The following is a 16256-nucleotide window of genomic DNA, read 5'->3' as shown; positions in this document are numbered from 1 at the left end:
AGTGTCCTGCGCGTCAGGGCCGCGCCAACCACGAAGAAGACTCCCATGACCAAACGCATCAAGCTCGGCATGCTCACGCCGTCGTCCAATACGGCGCTGGAACCCATCACCAGCGCCATGGTGAGCGGCTTGCCCAATGTCAGCGCGCATTTCTCGCGCTTCACCGTCACCGAAATCTCGCTGCGCGATCAAGCGCTCGGGCAGTTCGATCTGGAGAAGATCCTCAACGCCGCCCGGCTGCTGGCCGACGCGCATGTAGACGTGATCGCCTGGAACGGCACGTCCTCTGGCTGGCTCGGCTTTGAGAAAGACGAAGCGCTGTGCCGTCAGATCACGGAAGCCACGGGCATCCCGGCCACCACGTCGGTGCTGGCACTGAACGAGATTCTGAAGAAGACGGGCGCGCAGGACTTTGCCCTCGTCACGCCGTATCTCAACGACGTGCAGCAACTGATCGTCCAGAACTACGCGCGCAGTGGCATGCGTTGCGTGGCGGAGCGCCACCTGGACTTGCACGTCAACCACAGCTTTGCCGACGTGGAAGAAGACACGATCCGCGCCATGGTGCGCGAAGTGGCACAGCACAAGCCGGCAGCGATCACCACGTTCTGCACGAACCTGCGCGCGGCACACCTGGTGGAAGCGCTGGAGGCCGAGACGGGCATCCCCGTATACGACACCATCTCGACGGTCGTGTGGAAATCGCTGCGGCTGGCTGGCGTCGACACGCGCGAGCTGCGCGGCTGGGGCCGCCTGTTTGCGGAAGTGGTTTAACGGAACGGGAATCAAGGAGCACCCAGCATGTCCACCGAACTCGACCTGGTGATCCGCAACGCGGATGTTGTCACCGCTTCCGACCGCTTTACATGCGACATCGGCGTACGCGACGGCCGTATCGCCGTGCTCGGCCATGGCTTGCCGCGCGGCGCACGTGAAATCGATGCCACCGGTCTGCTCGCGTTGCCCGGCGGTGTCGACGGCCATTGCCACCTCGACCAGCCCATGCCCGACGGCATGCGCATGGCCGATGACTTCTTCACCGGCACGCGCGCCGCCGTGTGCGGCGGTACCACTACGGTCATCCCGTTTGCCGCGCAGGAGAAGGGACATTCGCTCAAGGCGGCGGTGGACGACTACCATCGCCGCGCCGAGGGCCGCGCGGTGGCCGATTACGGCTTCCATCTGATCGTGGCCGACCCGACGCCCGAGGTGCTGAAGCATGAACTGCCGGAGCTGATCCGCAAGGGCTACACCTCGTTCAAGGTCTACATGACCTACGACGACCTGAAGCTGTCGGATCGCGAAATGCTGGACGTGCTGGATGTCGCCAAGCAGAACAACGCGCTGGTGATGGTGCATGCCGAGAACGCCGACTGCATTTCGTGGCTGACAGAGAAGCTGGTGGGCGAAGGCCGCATCTCGCCGCGCTTCCACGGCCTGTCGCGCCCCGCTGCGGTGGAGCGTGAAGCCACGCACCGCGCCATCACGTTTGCCGAGCTGGTGGATGTGCCGATCCTGATCGTGCACGTGTCGGGCAAGGAAGCCATCGAGCAGATCCGCTGGGCGCAGAGCCGCGGCCTGCAGATCCTGGCCGAGACCTGTCCGCAATACCTCTACCTGACGGCAGAAGACATGGGCCTGCCAGGCGACGACGGCTACGAAGGCGCCAAGTGCGTCTGCAGCCCGCCGCCGCGCGATCCCGAAAACCAGGCCGCCGTGTGGCGCGCGCTGGCCGGCGGCGTGTTCAGCGTGTTCTCGTCCGACCACGCACCGTTCAATTACGACGATCCGGAAGGCAAGAAGCTCGGCGGGCAGGCGCAACCGTTCGACCACATCCCCAACGGCGTGCCCGGCATCGAAACGCGCCTGCCGCTGCTGTTCGACGGCATTGCGCGCGGCAAGCTGTCGCTGCACCAGTTTGTGGAATTGACCTCGTATCGCCCGGCGCGCCTGTACGGCCTGTACCCGCGCAAAGGCACGATTGCCGTAGGTGCCGATGCCGACATCGCGCTGTGGGACCCGGAGCGCCGCGTGCGCATCACCAACGATGCGCTGCATCACGCGGTGGACTACACGCCGTACGAAGGCATTGAAGTGACCGGCTGGCCGGTGCATTGCTTCTCGCGCGGCGAACAACTGGTCGAAAACGGTAAGTACCTCGAACCGGCACCGGGGCGCGGTCAGTTCCTGCCGGCGGGCGCGCCGTCTCTCGTTTGATCTTTAGGGTTTCATCATGCGTATTCTGGTCGTCAATCCCAACATCTCCGAGAGCGTGACGGATCTGATCCACGCGGAGGCCCAGCGCTCCGTGTCCCCCGGCACCACGCTCACCATGGCAACGGCGCCGTTTGGCGTGGCCTATATCGAAACGCGCTTCGAGGCGCTGGTGGGCGGCTACGCCACGGCATGCGTGGTCGCTGAGCATCAGGGCCAGTTCGACGGCGTGGTTGTGGCCGCGTTCGGTGATCCGGGCCTGGCCGGCATCAAGGAGCTGTGCAATGTGCCGGTGGTCGGCATGACGGAGGCGGCGCTGGCCAGCGCCTGCCTGCTGGGCCAGCGCTTTTCCATCATCGCGATCTCGAACCGCATTCAAGCGTGGTACCGCGAGTGCGTGGCGGCCAATGGACTGTCGTCGCGACTGGCGAGCGTGCGCTCGTTGCAGCAGCCGCTGCGCGATATCGGCAGCGTGCAGGAAGACCACGCCGCGCGTCTGGAAGAAATGAGCCTGCAGGCCGTGCGGGAGGATGGCGCCGACGTCATCATCGTGGCCGGCGCGCCGCTCGCGGGGCTGGCCCGCACGCTCAAGGACCGCATTCCGGTGCCGGTCGTCGATGGGGTGTCCAGCGCCATCCGCCATTGTGAGAGCCTGGTTGCACTCGCCCCGAAGGGTGCCGCCGAAGGCAGCTTTTCGCGCCAGCCACACAAACCGAACCGTGGTCTACCGCCGGCGTTGGCGGCCATGCTGGCGTAAGCGCCCCCGGTTCTGCCAGCCTGCCGTGACCGGATCGACAGCGATGTCGCATCCAGCGTGGCAGACCTGGAAGCGTACAGCCAGATGGTGCCGGCAAACCCGGACTTCGTGACCCGCCTGCAAACCGATGCGCCGATGAACGAAGCGAACCGCAACGGCTTCTTTGGCGGCACGGCGCAGGGCTACACGGACTACCCAACGCTGCGTGAAGCGCAGAGCGCCTGAAACACCCTTGGTGGTTCAATGCAGCCACCAAAGCGCGGCCCCAGCGAGGCCGCAAGTCATTCATGGGAAGAATGACCAGCCATCAAAACAATAAATTTCAAAAATAGATGTCCTGCCGCTAAGCTGGCTCCCCCAACTTAGCGAGCAGACGATGGCGGAGCTTTATCTCGTACGGCATGGACAGGCATCGTTTGGCGCGGCGAACTACGACCAGCTCTCCGAACGCGGCGTGCAGCAAAGCGTCTGGCTGGGCGAGTACTTCGCGCAGCGGAACCTCTCCTTTGATCGGGTGATCTGCGGCACGCTGCGGCGGCACGAGCAGACCGTCGAAGCCATCCTGCGCGGCATGGGCCGCCCGGACGCCCAGTGCGAACAGCACGCCGGCCTGAACGAATACGACTTCCAGGGACTGTTCGCCGCGCTTGGCGACGACCACCCCGAGTTGACGCGCATGGCCACGGGGTCGATGCGCGATCATTACCGCGCGCTCAAGCACGTGTTGCAACTGTGGGCCGAAGACAAGATTCGCGGGCCCGTTCCCGAGACCTGGGCCCAGTTCCAGCAGCGTGTGGCCGATGCACGCGCCGCCATCCAACGCGGTGGCGGGCAACGTGTGCTGGCAGTCAGCTCCGGTGGCCCGATTGCCGTCACCGCACAGCAGGTACTGGCGGCACCGGCACCCAGCGCCATCGCGCTGAACCTGCAGGTACGCAACTGCAGCATCTCGCAGTACTTCTTCAACGCCGACGCATTCCAGCTTGCCACCTTCAACGGCATCCCGCACCTGGACCATGCCGAGCGGCACGATTTCCAGACCTACGGATAAGCGCTCCACGCGTTTCACCATGACGAACGACCCGCAACAACTCGATATCGCCGCACTGGCGCGGTATCTGCAAGACCATGTTCCCGGCTTTGAAGGCCCTGTCACTGCGGAGAAGTTTTCCGGCGGCCAATCGAATCCGACCTTCCTCCTGCGCACGCCAACAGCCCGCTATGTGTTGCGTCGGCAGCCACCTGGCGAGCTGCTGAAATCCGCCCACGCAGTCGATCGCGAATTCCGCATCCTGACCGCGCTGTCGGGCACGGCGGTGCCGGTGGCGCGCCCATATCACCTGTGCGAAGACCGCGCCGTGATCGGCAGCCTGTTCTATGTGATGAGCTTCGAAGACGGGCGCATCTTCTGGAACCCCGCGCTGCCTGAGCTATCGCAAACGGACCGGACCGCCGCCTACGACGCCATGCTGCACACGATGGCCGCACTGCACGACATTGACGTGGAGGCGGTGGGGCTGGCCGACTACGGCAAACCTGGCAACTACTTCGAGCGCCAGATCGGCATCTGGACCAAGCAGTACCGCCTGGCGGAAACCGAGCGGATTGATGCGATGGAGCGGCTCATCGAGTGGCTGCCTTCGGCCTGCCCGGCAGATGACGGCAAACCGGCCCTCGTGCACGGCGACTTCCGCCTCGACAACATGATGTTCGAGCCGGACAGCACCCGTGTGAAGGCCGTGCTCGACTGGGAGCTGTCGACCCTCGGCAATCCGCTGGCGGACCTGGCGTACTTCTGCATGTGCCTGCGGTTGCCTTCGTCGAGCTCGCACATCCCAGGCCTTGCCGGACAGGACCGCGATGCCTTGGGGATTCCGCAAGAAGCGGAGATGGTCGCGCGCTATTGCGAGCTGCGCGGCCTGCCGCCCATCGAGAACTGGCACTTCTATCTGGCGTTCAGCTTCTTCCGCCTCGCGTCCATTGCGCAGGGGGTCAAACGGCGCGCGCTCAACGGCAACGCGTCGAGCGCGCAGGCCAGCAAGGCCGGTGACATGACCGGCCCACTGGCTGAAGCCGCGGTACGCCTGATCGACACCCAACACTGATACGTCCGCGAGTCAGGTGGCCCGACGAGGCCACCACCGCGGTCAACGACATTCCAACCATTGGAGGAGCACAACATGAGCACCAACCTGTTCGACCTGACCGGCAAGATCGCCCTGGTGACCGGCGCCAGCCGCGGCATTGGCGAGGAGATCGCCAAACTGCTCGCCCAGCAGGGTGCGCACGTCATCGTGTCCAGCCGCAAGCTGGCCGATTGCGAAACCGTGGCAGAGCGCATTCGCGCAGCCGGCGGCAAGGCCGAAGCACTCGCCTGCCACGTCGGCCGCATGGAAGACATCACCGCCACGTTCGACACCATCCGCCGCACGCATGGCCGGCTCGACATCCTCATCAACAACGCGGCCGCCAATCCGCATTTCGGGCACATCCTCGACACCGATCTCGGCGCGTATGAGAAGACGGTGGAAGTGAACATCCGCGGCTACTTCTTCATGTCGGTCGAAGCCGGCAAGATGATGAAGGCGCAAGGCGGTGGTGCAATCGTCAATACCGCTTCGGTCAATGCGCTGCACCCGGGCGACAAGCAAGGCATCTACTCCATCACCAAGGCAGCGGTTGCCCACATGACGCGCGCGTTCGCCATGGAATGCGGGCCGTTCGGCATTCGCGTCAATGCCTTGCTGCCGGGCCTGACCAAAACGAAGTTTGCCGGTGCGTTGTTTGAAGACAAGGCGACGTACGACCGCTGGATCAGCCAGATCCCGCTGCGCCGCCACGCAGAGCCGCGCGAGATGGCCGGCACGGTGCTCTATCTGGTGTCCGATGCAGCGAGCTACACCAACGGCGAGTGCATCGTCGTGGATGGCGGCATGACGGTCTGACGGGCCAGCGCGGCAGCAGACCTTGGCATAGCGGGAGCACCCTACTTTTGCGATCGGCCCGACGGCAGCAGCATGAGCGCCGCCACAGCCACCACCGGCCCGACGGCCAGCGTCAGTAGCGCCACCGCGAAGGAATGCGTCTGTCCGTAGAGGTAGCCCACCGCGAGCGGTGACATGGCGCTGCCCGACTGCCAGATCGCATTGGTCAGCCCCGCACCAGCACCGGCGGAATTGCGCCCGCATGCGTCGCTCACCTGCGCCATGAGCACGGGCGTATAGCCGAACCCCACGGCACCCAGCAGCGGCGCGATCAGGTAGAACTGGGTCACCGTGGAGCTCTGCCCGAAGACCATCAGCATGACGGCAAAGGCGGCCAGGCACAGGATCGAGATCCGCTTGCGTGCATGGCCATGCAGGTCGGAGAGCCAGCCTAGCAACGGCTTGGCGCAGACGGCCCCGATGCCAAAGGTGGCGGCAATCGACCCGGCCGTCACCGGAGAGATCCCGTACTGCTTGGTCATCAGTGCATTACCCCACGCGCCGAAACCCACGGTGGCCCACAAGCCGCCGCAACCGGCAATGGCCAGCAGGATGAGGTTGCGGTTCTTGAGCAGCGCGAGGATGTCCGCACCCTTGATGCGCGCGAGCGGCGGCTCGCCTTCGGGCGCATCGCGCAGGACAAACCAGGCAACGACTGCGCACGCCAGCGTGATCCCCCCCAGCAGGCGGAAGGCGTTCTGCCAGCCATACCACTGCGAGATCGTGGGCACCGTGGCGTTAGTCAGCACCACGGCCAGCGACGTGGCGGTGGTGTAAAGCCCCATGGCGCGGCCGCGGTCCTTTCGGAACCATGCCGCGATGATCTTCATGCCGGCGGAATAGTCCGCCCCCGCCGCCAAGCCCATCGCAAACTGGATGGCAATGCCCGACCACAAGGTATGCGCAAAGCCAAAGCAGAACGTGAGCACGCCCAGCGGCACCAGCGCCACGGTGAGCGTGGTGCGACCGCCGAGCACATCGGTCAGGATGCCGCCCGCGATATTGGCCAGCACGTAGCCGATGTAGAACGCCGTGACGAACGCGCCCAGCATCGATACGGCCAGCCCGAGCGAGTGACCGACCGGCGCGGCAACGCTGCTCCACGCCACGCGATCCACGTAGCTCAGCAGGAATGCGGCCCAGACAACCGCCAGTACCACCCAGCGGTAACGTGATGTTTCTGCCTGTGCGGGCGGCGCCGCCTGCGTCGCCTGCACCGCCTCCTCCGTCATCGAGAGGCTTGTTTTCATGGTCTCCTCCATCGCGGGCGTTTGTGTGGGGCGCTCCGCGTGTGTCAGTGGTGTCCCGGTACCGGCGGTCCGGGGCGTCGTTTGTTGGTTGGCGGCTCGATGTCCGCTCTTCAAAGGTCGAGGACCAGCGTGCGCGATCTGGCGCGCGAGCAGCACGGCGTGAACTGGTCGTTCCTGGCCTGCTCTTCTGGGGAGAGGTACAGATCACGGTGATCGGGCTCCCCTTCGAGCACGCGCACCAGGCACGTCCCGCAGATGCCTTGTCCGCAGGAGACCGGCACCTCAATGCCAGCCGCGGCAAGTGCTTCCGCCACGGTCTGCTCCGCTGGCACGGCAACGGTCTTGCCTGAGCTGGCGAGCTTCACTTCAAACGCATCGCCGGTGGCCTCGACGCTGGCGGCAAAGAATTCGTAGTGCAAGCGATCCTCTGACCAGCCCAGCCGGCGTGCTGTCTCCAGCACAGCATCCATGAAGCCCTTGGGGCCACATACATACAAGTGCACATCTGCGCCGGCCTCCGCCAGCAGGGCCTGGATGTCGAGCTTTTGCGCCGCGTCCTCATCGTCAAAATGGAGTGCCACCCGATCAGCATAGGACGCGCCGCGAAGCTGCTCGATAAAGGCAGCGCGTTCCCGCGAGCGGGCGCAGTAGTGCATGGCAAACGCGTGCCCCTCGCTCGCCAGGTATTGCGCCATGCACAGCATCGGCGTAATGCCAATGCCGCCGGCCAGCAGCAGGTGCCGCGGCACGTCCGGCTGGATCGGAAAGTGGTTGCGCGGCGCGCTGATCTGCAGCGTGCTGCCCTCTTCCACGGCCTCGTGCATGGCGCGCGAGCCGCCGCGCGACTGAGCGTCGTTCAACACGGCAATCACATACCGATGCCGTTCGTCCGGGTGGTTGCACAGCGAGTACTGCCGCGTCAAACCGCCCGGAATGTGCACATCGATATGCGATCCGGCGGAGAACACCGGCAGCAGCGCACCACTCGGATCAGCCAGTTCAAAGCTGCAGATGCCTTCCGCTTCCACCTGCTTGCGCACGACACGCACGGTGAGTTGGGATGCGTTCATCGCGTCCTCCTACATCACGTGCAAGCCACCGTCGACCATCAGCGTGGTGCCGGTGATAAACGAAGCCTCGTCGCTGGCCAGCCACAGGATCGGCCAGGCGACTTCGTCAGGCGATGCCCAGCGCCCCAGCAGCGAGGTGTCCTGGCGCTGCGTCTTGAGCACGTCGACGCTCTTGCCGGCAGCCTGCGCGCGGCCGATATGGAAATCGGTCAGCGTTGAACCAGGACAGATTGCGTTGGCCCGCACCCCATGCGCCGCCTCCTCAAAGGCGAGCGTGCGCGTCATGGCCAGCATGCCGGCCTTGGTGGCGTCATACAGGCCCATGCCCTTGCGGCCCGTCACGGCGTAGCACGACGAGACGTTGACGATGCTGCCCTGCTTGGAAGCCCGCAGCAGCGGCAGCGCCGCCTTGCAGTAATTCGAGGTGCCGACGAGGTTCACATCAATCATGGCGTGCCACTCTTCCGGCGTGACGTCCGCCAGTGCCGAGTAGTTGCGCATGGCCGCGTTGTTCACCAGCACGTCCATGCCGTCAAACCTGTCCGCCACCAGCCGCACGGCGCGCTCAGCCTGTTCCGGGTCGCTCACGTTGGCCGCCAGCGTTTGCACCTGAGCATCGGGAATCTGCGCAGCAATGTCCGCAGCGGTGCGTTCCAGCGCTTCGGCGCTCGCGTCAACCAGCATGACCGACGCGCCCGCGGCGCAGAACAGGCGCGCCGTGGCAGCCCCGATGCCGCCTCCGCCGCCCGTGATCAGGGCGCGTTTGCCCTGGAGCCGTTGTCGTTGTTCCATCGTCACCGCCTTACACCGAATAGACCGGCTGGTCTTTGCCGTCATCCAGGTGCACGCGTGCCCACTCTTGCGGCTTCTGGTCCTTGGGCAGCAGCACGCCGGCAGCGCGCACGCGCTGGGCGCTGGCGTCGAGCGCGGGCGGCTCCACATCGCTCTGCATGTTCGTGGCGGCTTCATACAGCATGCGGCGGCACATCACGATCGCGCGGTCGGTGGGCAGCAGCTTCTCCGCTTCGTGGTTCTGAATCGGGCCCATGCTTTCCTGCAGCGACGAGTCCTGCACCGCGAAGCCGAACACCCCGCTGTAGGCGCGTTTGTCCTTCTGCGCCTGACGGTCGATCAGGTAGTCGTTGTCCTTGTTGGCCTTGGTGCGCCAGGTGCCTTCTTCGTATTCGTTGTGGATGCCCTTACCGGCCTTCATATCGGCGAGTTCCTGCTCGGTGAGCGGGCGGTCGGGGCGGAAGTTGATGCTCCAGGCCCAGCAGTTGTGGTCGTCAATCGGTACCCACACATGGCCGCCCAGCGCATGCTCGCCAAACGGAGGGATCAGCGTGTACCAGGGGAACAGCCACTGTGTGATGCGGTAGTAGTAGCTGTCCGCCTCGCCGTTGCGGCGGCCGAACAGCGTGAGGCCCACGGGCGTCTTCTCGATCTCGAAGATCACGTTGCCGTCGGCCTTGATGTAGTCGAGCGCCTTGGTGCCCTGGTGCATCGGGTCATCGTCGACCTCGTAGCGGTGCACGTACGACACGTGGCTGGTGTCGATGCCGCCCTCCATGGCCTGCAGGTAGTTGCTCTCCTGCAGCCGCTTGGAGACGTACACGTGGCTCTCAGGCAGGTTGCACCACTCCACATCGGGCGGCGCAGGCTGCTTGTCCTTCGGACCCAGGTAGGCCCAGACGATGCCAGCGCGCTCGATCGTCGGGTATGCCTTGATACCCATGTGCTTGCAGGCCTCCGGCGCGGAGGGCACGTCCACGCACTTGCCGTCGCGGTCGAACTTCAGGCCGTGATACGCGCAGCGGATGCCGTTCTCTTCATTGCGGCCGAAATACAGCGACACGCCACGGTGCGAGCAGAACTCGTCGATCAGCGCCGCCTTGCCCTCGGTATCGCGAAACGCCAGCAGCTTCTCGCCCAGCAGTTGCACGCGCACCGGCGGGCAGTCCGGCTCTGGAATCTCGCTCACCAACAGCGCCGGTACCCAGTACCGGCGCATCAGGTCACCCATCGCCGTGCCGGGGCCCGTGCGCACCAATGTTTCCGACATCTGCTTGTCCATCTCCAAATCCTCCTTGATTTGTCCGTCTGATGAGATTTCAGTCCATTGTACGAACAACTTGAGAAAGGTCAAGGCCGACTTTGAATACAATGGCGAAGATGAAAAAAGCAGAAATGACGGGAAAACATCACATGGAAGCCGAAAAAAACCAGGACAGCGTGCGCGCCGTGGACCGTGCGCTGGACATTCTTCTGGCCTTCCGCCCGGGCGACGAAGCGTTGACGGTGGCGGAACTGCTCAAGCGCGTCGACCTGAGCCGGCCGACGCTGTACCGCCTGCTCAACGCGCTCGAGCACAACGGCTTTCTGGTGTCGTCCGGGGAGCCCCAGCGGTTCCGGCTGGGGAGTTCGGTCGCGCGGTTGGCCTATGTCTGGGCCTCAAGCCATCGCATTGCCGATATCGCACAGGCGCCATTGCGCCGCCTGTGGGAAGCCACCGGAGAAACGGTGGCGCTGTTCGTGCCGGAAGGTGCGTACCGCGTGTGCGTGGCCGAGATCGAAAGCGTGCAGCCCCTGAGCTTCCGCCGTGGTCTGGGCTATCGGGAAAAGCTGGCCATGGGCGCCAGCGGACGCGCGATCCTCGCGCACATGGACAGCGCTGCGATGGAGGCGCTCGATGTCCACGTCGACCCGACCGAGCTGGCCGCCATTCGTGAGCGCGGCTATGCGGTCAGCCGCAATGAGCTGATCGAAGGTGCGGTGGCACTGGCGGCGCCGTTCTTCAATGGCGCGGATCGCGTCGCGGGTTCGCTCTGCATCTTCGGCCCCGGCGTGCGCATGACAGAAGACCGCGTGTCTACCTTCACCGAATGGCTGGTGGCCGAAGCCACCACGCTGTCGAAAGCGCTCGGGCAATAACACAGCCAGGCCCTCGGCCTGGAAATGAAGTCAACGGTTCTCATCATGGGTTGCGGGTTTTCCTGTAATGCCCGCAACTGCCAAGCTCCCTACAATGCGGAGTCATATAGATGAATAGTTGACCCATTCACCAGACCATGCCCGCCGATCTCCGTCTGCCCCGCTACCAGCAACTGCGCGATGACCTGGCCGCGCAGATCGCCCAACAGCACTGGCGCCCTGGCGATGCCATTCCCACCGAAGCGGAACTCGCCAAAACGTACAACGTGGCCGTAGGCACCGTGCGCAAGGCGGTGGACGTGCTGGTAGCCGAAGGGCTGCTGGAGCGTTTCCAGGGGCGCGGCACCTTTGTGCGGCGCGCCAGCTTTGCCAGTTCCCTCTTCCGCTTCTTCCGCTTCCAGAGCGAGACCGGCGAGCGGCGCATCCCCGAGAGCCGCATCCTCAAGCGAGACGTGCTCGACGCGCCCTCTGCGCCCGCCGCTGGCCTGCAGATCGAAACCGGCGCGCCGGTCATCCGCCTCACGCGTCTGCGTTTGCTCGACAGCGCGCCGCTATTGGCCGAAGAAATCTGGCTGCCGCACGACCGCTTTGCCGATCTCGCCACGCTGGACCTGGGCGCCTTTGGCGACCTGCTCTATCCGCTGTACGAATCGCACTGCGGCCAGATCATCGCCAGCGCCGAAGAAACCCTCACCGCCGAGGCCGTCAACGCCACCTATGCGCGCCTGCTGCGCATCCAGGCCGGTGACCCGGTGATGGTGATCGAACGTGTGGCACGCGGGTACGACCGCACGCCGCTGGAGTGGCGGCGCTCGCGCGGCGCAGCGGCGCACTTCCGGTACCACGTCGATATTCGATAGCGCCGCAAACACCACACCCCATATCTACAAAACACAAACAGGAGACAACCCCCATGCAGGCGAACCCTCCGCCGTTGCTGGACGTACGCGGCGTCACGCTGCAGTACAAGACACGCCAGCATCTGGTCACAGCCACCTATCGTGTCGACTTCCAGGTCTACCCCGGCGAGCGCTATATCCTGCTCGGCCCATCGGGCTGCGGCAAATCGACGTTGCTCAAGGCCATCGGCGGCTACCTCACGCCCACCGAAGGCGAGATCCGCCTGAAGGGCCAGCCCGTGACCAAGCCAGGGCCAGATCGCATGATGGTGTTCCAGGAGTTCGACCAACTCCTGCCGTGGAAGACGGTGAAGGAGAACGTCCTGTTCCCGCTGCTCTCCACCGGCAAGCTCGGCGCGCGCGAAGCCGAAGAACGCGCGCTGCACTACATCAACAAGGTGAACCTCACCAAGTTTGCGGACCACCATCCGCACATGCTGTCGGGCGGAATGAAGCAACGTGTAGCGATTGCCCGCGGCATGGCAATGGAGCCCGACGTGCTGCTGATGGACGAACCGTTTGCCGCGCTCGACGCGCTCACGCGCCGCAAGATGCAGGACGAGCTGCTGCAACTGTGGGACGAAACGCGATTCACTGTGCTGTTCGTCACGCACTCGATTCCGGAAGCGATCCGCTGCGGCAGCCGCATCCTGATCCTCTCGCCGCATCCGGGCCAGGTCCGCGCAGAACTGCCGAGCCTCGCACGCGGCGACGATGACCCCGAGCGCTTCAAGGCCCTCGAAGCCGAAATCCACAACATGCTGTTCGACCGCGCGGTGGAGGAAACCCATGCAGACTGAGACCCTTTCCATGCCCACCGCCAACGTGAGCGATCGCGAGCCGGTGTACCGCACGCCTGTGGCGTTCGAGCGTATCGGCGTAGTCGAAAAACCGCTGTCGATTGCCGAGCGTTTGTATGAACAGGCATGGCTGCGCAAGCTGGTGATCCTGATTGTGCTGGCACTCGTGTGGGAAGGCGGCGCACGCTGGCTCGACAATCCGCTGCTGCTGCCGACCTTCTCCGACACAGCACAGGCCCTATGGGCGGGCCTGGCCAGCGGCACGCTGTTTGCGCGCATCGGCACGTCCATGGAGACCCTGCTCGCCGGCTATGCACTGGGCCTGGCGCTATCGTGTGCACTGGTGGTGCTCGGCATCAGCAACCGCCTCGGCCAGGACTTCCTGGAAACGCTCACCGCCATGTTCAACCCGCTACCGGCCATTGCCCTGCTGCCGATCGCGCTGGTGTGGTTTGGCCTGGGCAACGGCAGCCTGATCTTCGTGATCGTGCACTCGGTGGTGTGGGCCGTGTCGCTCAACACGCATGCAGGCTTCCTGTCGGTGTCGAACACACTGCGCATGGTGGGCCGCAACTACGGCCTGTCGGGCATGGGGTACCTGACCAAGATCCTGATCCCGGCCGCGTTCCCCTCCATCCTCACCGGCCTGAAGATCGGCTGGGCGTTTGCATGGCGCACGCTGATTGCATCGGAACTGGTGTTTGGCGTCAGCTCCGGCCAAGGCGGCCTCGGCTGGTACATCTACGAGAACAAGAACCAGCTGCAAATTCCAGAAGTGTTTGCCGGCCTGCTGACCGTCATCATCATCGGCCTGCTGGTGGAGAACCTAGTGTTCCGCACGCTGGAAGCGCGCACCGTGAAGCGCTGGGGCATGCAGAACTAAGCATTGGCGCCCACAAAGGCGCCCCGACGGTTTGGCCTTTGACGTTCCTGCCCTTGATGGCGCCTTGAATTTCTGTTGCAGGGAGGAAAAAGAAGGGAGGCTGTTTGAGCGAAGCGAGTTTGCCTCCCTTCCCTCCCTGCGACAGAAATTCAAGGGATGGGTCGCCATCTTGGGCGCGCCTCTCTTTGCTTACTTTCTCTGGCAAGACAGAGAAAGTGAGTCGGCCCCGGCAGGGGACGAAACCACGAATGCACCCCCAACAAACAACAAGGAGACACCCCATGCAGCAAACCCGCCGCAACGTCCTACGCCTGACCATGGCCGCCACACTGGCAACATCGCTCTTCGGCGGCGCCATCACCGCTGCCCATGCAGAAGCCAAAGAAGTCCGCATCTCCCACGGCTACGGCATCCTCTACCTGCCCATCATGGTGATGGCCAGCGAGCACCTGCTAGAGAAGCAAGCCAAGGCCGCCGGCCTGGGCGACGTAAAGGCCAGCTACCGCATCCTGGACGGCGGCAACGTCATCAACGACGCCATGCTCTCCGGCGCATTGGACATCGCCTCACTCGGCGTCCCAGGCTTCCTCACGCTATGGGACAAAACCCGCGGCAGCGCCATGGAAGTCCGCGGCCTGTCGTCGCTCAGCTCATCATCGATGTACCTGATGACGCGCAACCCGAACGTAAAGACGCTGGCGGACTTCTCCGACAAAGACCGCATCGCCGTGCCAGGCATCAAGACCTCGCTGCCGGCCGTGGTGCTGCAAATGGCGGCCGCCAAAACCTTCGGCGACAAGCAGTTCAACAAGCTCGACCCGATCACCGTACCGCTGCCGCACCCGGATGCCACCGCAGTCATGCTGGCCGGCGGCAGCCAGATCAACAGCCACATGGCCTCGCCGCCGTTCTCGTACACCGAGGCCGCCGCACCGGGCCTGCACCGCGTGTTCAACACGGTCGACGTGCTCGGCAACATCACGCTGGACATGACCTACACCAGCAAGAAGTTCTACGACGCCAACCCAAAGCTGTCGGCGGCATTCGTGGCGGCGCTGGATGAAGCCAACGCGCTCATCGCCAAAGACAAGACGAAGGCGGCGCAGATCTACATCGCGCAATCGAAGGTGAAGAGCTCGCCGGACGAGGTGAAGAAGATCCTCGACGACCCGGACTCGCGCTTCACGACCGCCCCGGTGGGTGTCGCGCACTATGCTGAGTTCATGCAGCGCGTGGGCACCATCAAGAACAAGCCGGCCGCGTGGAAGGACCTGTTCTTCCCGACGGTGCAGAACCGGCAGGGTTCATAAGCAGGCATCAACAACAAAGCGCGGCATCCCAAACGGAGACATCCCATGACCCTACGTATCGTCCGCCTTGGTGAGCCGCGCTCCCCCGATGAAGGCCTGCGTATCGGCACCGTGCGACGCCCGCCGCGCGGCGTGCCCAAGGAAGAATTCGCCAGCCGCGACTTCTACGATGTCTGGATGCCGCTGCTCTCGCCCACGCCGGAACTCGTCAAGCAGGCCCAGGCTGCACAGGCGGCGCATGACGAGAAAGGCTGGCAGACCTTCGTGCGCCACTTCCGCACGGAAATGCGAGACGGCGATGCCGCGCGCCTGCTCGACATGCTGGCCGCGCTGTCACACCAGACCAATCTCTCCGTCGGCTGCTATTGCGAGGACGAAGCGCATTGCCACCGCTCGGTGCTGCGCGAGCTGTTGAAGGAGCGTGGAGCCAAGGTGGCTGAAGCCTGAAACCATCACCTCGGCCGAACGGCGTATGGCAGACTGCTCCGCCTTGGCATAGAACACCCGAGACTCCCGTCAACAAGTCCAGCCGGGGGCACCCGACCGGGGGGGACCACATGCCATCCACACACAAGACGGCTCTTGGTGGGCAGCAGATCATCGCGCGCCCTGCGTTGTGCAAAGCGCTGCTGCTATCGGCATGCGCCAGCATCCTGGTGTGGCATAGCACGCCAAGCCATGCGGATGATCCGGCGCGCGAGCAATTGACGAACGAGGTTATCAAGTCTGTCGTGCACAGCTACCACATGGCAGACGACTCGCCCCTGCTCGACTCCATGATCCGCGCTGCCCAGCACGCCAACCTGGAACCCGACATCAACTGGCGCGACATTCGAAAGCAGGTTGCCGATGAAGTGACTGCACTGACCCTAGAGCCCGGCGGCCCGATGGACACATCGATTCGGGGTGCAACACAAGCAATGACGGTTTCGGAGTTGACGCACCTCGTCAAAGTCATGAACGATCCGGTCTACCAGAAATACCAGACCGCCATGAACTCCCCCGCGAATCAGCAAATGCTGATGAGAGGCATGTTCGCCTACTCCATGCAGATGGGCAGCACGGTCAACATGGTGCTGAAAAGGAACGGCTTGAAGGAAGTGCACTGAGTCGCCTGCCCGCTCACCGGAAGACCGCCAAAGCAAGTAGGATCACGCA

Annotated in this window: 17 protein-coding genes and 1 pseudogene; 14 read left to right on the top strand and 4 right to left on the bottom strand. The window is 64.2% G+C overall.

What is annotated here, in order from left to right; translation table 11 throughout:
* Positions 1–45 precede the first annotated feature (45 nt).
* The 7 genes and pseudogenes from V6657_RS22015 (at position 46) to V6657_RS21985 (ending at position 5916) form a co-directional block, all read left to right on the top strand.
* Positions 46–774: an aspartate/glutamate racemase family protein gene (locus V6657_RS22015; protein WP_048933632.1), complete on the top strand. Its 729-nt coding sequence runs from the start codon at positions 46–48 to the stop codon at positions 772–774.
* 27 nt (positions 775–801) lie between these two features.
* Positions 802–2217 carry a dihydropyrimidinase gene (hydA, locus tag V6657_RS22010; protein WP_048933633.1) on the top strand — a complete coding sequence of 472 codons (1416 nt, stop codon included), beginning with the start codon at positions 802–804 and terminating at the stop codon, positions 2215–2217.
* A 16-nt stretch (positions 2218–2233) separates the two neighbouring features.
* Positions 2234–2971, top strand: a complete 738-nt coding sequence (locus V6657_RS22005; protein WP_048933634.1) for an aspartate/glutamate racemase family protein — start codon at positions 2234–2236, stop codon at positions 2969–2971.
* A gap of 24 nt (positions 2972–2995) precedes the next feature.
* Positions 2996–3196 (top strand): annotated as a pseudogene (locus V6657_RS22000) (alkene reductase); the annotation flags it as partial.
* 151 nt (positions 3197–3347) lie between these two features.
* A complete protein-coding gene (locus tag V6657_RS21995; protein ID WP_048933635.1) occupies positions 3348–4022 on the top strand; it encodes a histidine phosphatase family protein in 675 nt (224 codons plus the stop codon).
* 19 nt (positions 4023–4041) lie between these two features.
* Positions 4042–5076 (top strand): phosphotransferase, encoded by a 1035-nt coding sequence (locus tag V6657_RS21990; protein ID WP_048933636.1) that lies wholly within the window; start codon positions 4042–4044, stop codon positions 5074–5076.
* Between the two features lie 75 nt (positions 5077–5151).
* Positions 5152–5916 carry an SDR family oxidoreductase gene (locus V6657_RS21985; protein ID WP_048933637.1) on the top strand — a complete coding sequence of 255 codons (765 nt, stop codon included), beginning with the start codon at positions 5152–5154 and terminating at the stop codon, positions 5914–5916.
* A gap of 41 nt (positions 5917–5957) precedes the next feature.
* On the opposite strand, the gene V6657_RS21980 is transcribed toward V6657_RS21985, so the two are convergent.
* The 4 genes from V6657_RS21980 to V6657_RS21965 all read right to left on the bottom strand — a co-directional run bounded on the left by V6657_RS21980 (position 5958) and on the right by V6657_RS21965 (position 10349).
* Entirely contained in the window at positions 5958–7205 is a 1248-nt protein-coding gene (locus V6657_RS21980) for an MFS transporter (RefSeq protein WP_248694627.1), read from the bottom strand.
* A 110-nt stretch (positions 7206–7315) separates the two neighbouring features.
* On the bottom strand, positions 7316–8275 hold the full coding sequence (locus V6657_RS21975) for a PDR/VanB family oxidoreductase (protein WP_048933639.1): 960 nt from the start codon (positions 8273–8275) through the stop codon (positions 7316–7318).
* Between the two features lie 9 nt (positions 8276–8284).
* On the bottom strand, positions 8285–9067 hold the full coding sequence (locus tag V6657_RS21970) for an SDR family NAD(P)-dependent oxidoreductase (protein ID WP_048933640.1): 783 nt from the start codon (positions 9065–9067) through the stop codon (positions 8285–8287).
* 10 nt (positions 9068–9077) lie between these two features.
* Positions 9078–10349 carry an aromatic ring-hydroxylating dioxygenase subunit alpha gene (locus V6657_RS21965; RefSeq protein WP_048933641.1) on the bottom strand — a complete coding sequence of 424 codons (1272 nt, stop codon included), beginning with the start codon at positions 10347–10349 and terminating at the stop codon, positions 9078–9080.
* 131 nt (positions 10350–10480) lie between these two features.
* On the opposite strand from V6657_RS21965, the gene V6657_RS21960 reads away from it, so the two are divergent.
* The 7 genes from V6657_RS21960 (at position 10481) to V6657_RS21930 (ending at position 16207) form a co-directional block, all read left to right on the top strand.
* Positions 10481–11206 carry an IclR family transcriptional regulator gene (locus V6657_RS21960; RefSeq protein WP_048933642.1) on the top strand — a complete coding sequence of 242 codons (726 nt, stop codon included), beginning with the start codon at positions 10481–10483 and terminating at the stop codon, positions 11204–11206.
* Between the two features lie 137 nt (positions 11207–11343).
* Positions 11344–12066, top strand: a complete 723-nt coding sequence (locus V6657_RS21955) for a GntR family transcriptional regulator (protein WP_048933643.1) — start codon at positions 11344–11346, stop codon at positions 12064–12066.
* Positions 12067–12119: 53 nt separating this feature from the next.
* Positions 12120–12905 (top strand): ABC transporter ATP-binding protein, encoded by a 786-nt coding sequence (locus V6657_RS21950; RefSeq protein ID WP_048933644.1) that lies wholly within the window; start codon positions 12120–12122, stop codon positions 12903–12905.
* Positions 12895–13788 (top strand): ABC transporter permease, encoded by an 894-nt coding sequence (locus tag V6657_RS21945; protein WP_082170185.1) that lies wholly within the window; start codon positions 12895–12897, stop codon positions 13786–13788. The genes V6657_RS21950 and V6657_RS21945 overlap by 11 nt, the downstream gene beginning before the upstream one ends.
* Positions 13789–14069: 281 nt before the next feature.
* A complete protein-coding gene (locus tag V6657_RS21940; RefSeq protein ID WP_048933645.1) occupies positions 14070–15098 on the top strand; it encodes an ABC transporter substrate-binding protein in 1029 nt (342 codons plus the stop codon).
* Between the two features lie 45 nt (positions 15099–15143).
* Positions 15144–15545: a DUF488 family protein gene (locus V6657_RS21935; protein ID WP_048933646.1), complete on the top strand. Its 402-nt coding sequence runs from the start codon at positions 15144–15146 to the stop codon at positions 15543–15545.
* A gap of 110 nt (positions 15546–15655) precedes the next feature.
* Positions 15656–16207 carry a hypothetical protein gene (locus V6657_RS21930; protein WP_048933647.1) on the top strand — a complete coding sequence of 184 codons (552 nt, stop codon included), beginning with the start codon at positions 15656–15658 and terminating at the stop codon, positions 16205–16207.
* The last annotated feature ends 49 nt before the right edge of the window (positions 16208–16256 follow it).

The sequence above is a fragment of the Ralstonia sp. RRA genome, from assembly GCF_037023145.1.
Classification (GTDB): Bacteria; Pseudomonadota; Gammaproteobacteria; order Burkholderiales; family Burkholderiaceae; genus Ralstonia.
Note: the sequence above shows the minus strand (reverse complement) of the source record. Positions and strands in the feature narration are given on the sequence as shown.

Excerpts from the sequence above, each read along its gene's own strand:
- V6657_RS22015 (WP_048933632.1), top strand. The coding sequence starts at position 46 with ATGACCAAACGCATCAAGCTCGGCATGCTCACGCCGTCGTCCAATACG.
- hydA (WP_048933633.1), top strand. The coding sequence starts at position 802 with ATGTCCACCGAACTCGACCTGGTGATCCGCAACGCGGATGTTGTCACC.
- V6657_RS22005 (WP_048933634.1), top strand. The coding sequence starts at position 2,234 with ATGCGTATTCTGGTCGTCAATCCCAACATCTCCGAGAGCGTGACGGAT.
- V6657_RS21995 (WP_048933635.1), top strand. The coding sequence starts at position 3,348 with ATGGCGGAGCTTTATCTCGTACGGCATGGACAGGCATCGTTTGGCGCG.
- V6657_RS21990 (WP_048933636.1), top strand. The coding sequence starts at position 4,042 with ATGACGAACGACCCGCAACAACTCGATATCGCCGCACTGGCGCGGTAT.
- V6657_RS21985 (WP_048933637.1), top strand. The coding sequence starts at position 5,152 with ATGAGCACCAACCTGTTCGACCTGACCGGCAAGATCGCCCTGGTGACC.
- V6657_RS21980 (WP_248694627.1), bottom strand. The coding sequence starts at position 7,205 with ATGAAAACAAGCCTCTCGATGACGGAGGAGGCGGTGCAGGCGACGCAG.
- V6657_RS21975 (WP_048933639.1), bottom strand. The coding sequence starts at position 8,275 with ATGAACGCATCCCAACTCACCGTGCGTGTCGTGCGCAAGCAGGTGGAA.
- V6657_RS21970 (WP_048933640.1), bottom strand. The coding sequence starts at position 9,067 with ATGGAACAACGACAACGGCTCCAGGGCAAACGCGCCCTGATCACGGGC.
- V6657_RS21965 (WP_048933641.1), bottom strand. The coding sequence starts at position 10,349 with ATGGACAAGCAGATGTCGGAAACATTGGTGCGCACGGGCCCCGGCACG.
- V6657_RS21960 (WP_048933642.1), top strand. The coding sequence starts at position 10,481 with ATGGAAGCCGAAAAAAACCAGGACAGCGTGCGCGCCGTGGACCGTGCG.
- V6657_RS21955 (WP_048933643.1), top strand. The coding sequence starts at position 11,344 with ATGCCCGCCGATCTCCGTCTGCCCCGCTACCAGCAACTGCGCGATGAC.
- V6657_RS21950 (WP_048933644.1), top strand. The coding sequence starts at position 12,120 with ATGCAGGCGAACCCTCCGCCGTTGCTGGACGTACGCGGCGTCACGCTG.
- V6657_RS21945 (WP_082170185.1), top strand. The coding sequence starts at position 12,895 with ATGCAGACTGAGACCCTTTCCATGCCCACCGCCAACGTGAGCGATCGC.
- V6657_RS21940 (WP_048933645.1), top strand. The coding sequence starts at position 14,070 with ATGCAGCAAACCCGCCGCAACGTCCTACGCCTGACCATGGCCGCCACA.
- V6657_RS21935 (WP_048933646.1), top strand. The coding sequence starts at position 15,144 with ATGACCCTACGTATCGTCCGCCTTGGTGAGCCGCGCTCCCCCGATGAA.
- V6657_RS21930 (WP_048933647.1), top strand. The coding sequence starts at position 15,656 with ATGCCATCCACACACAAGACGGCTCTTGGTGGGCAGCAGATCATCGCG.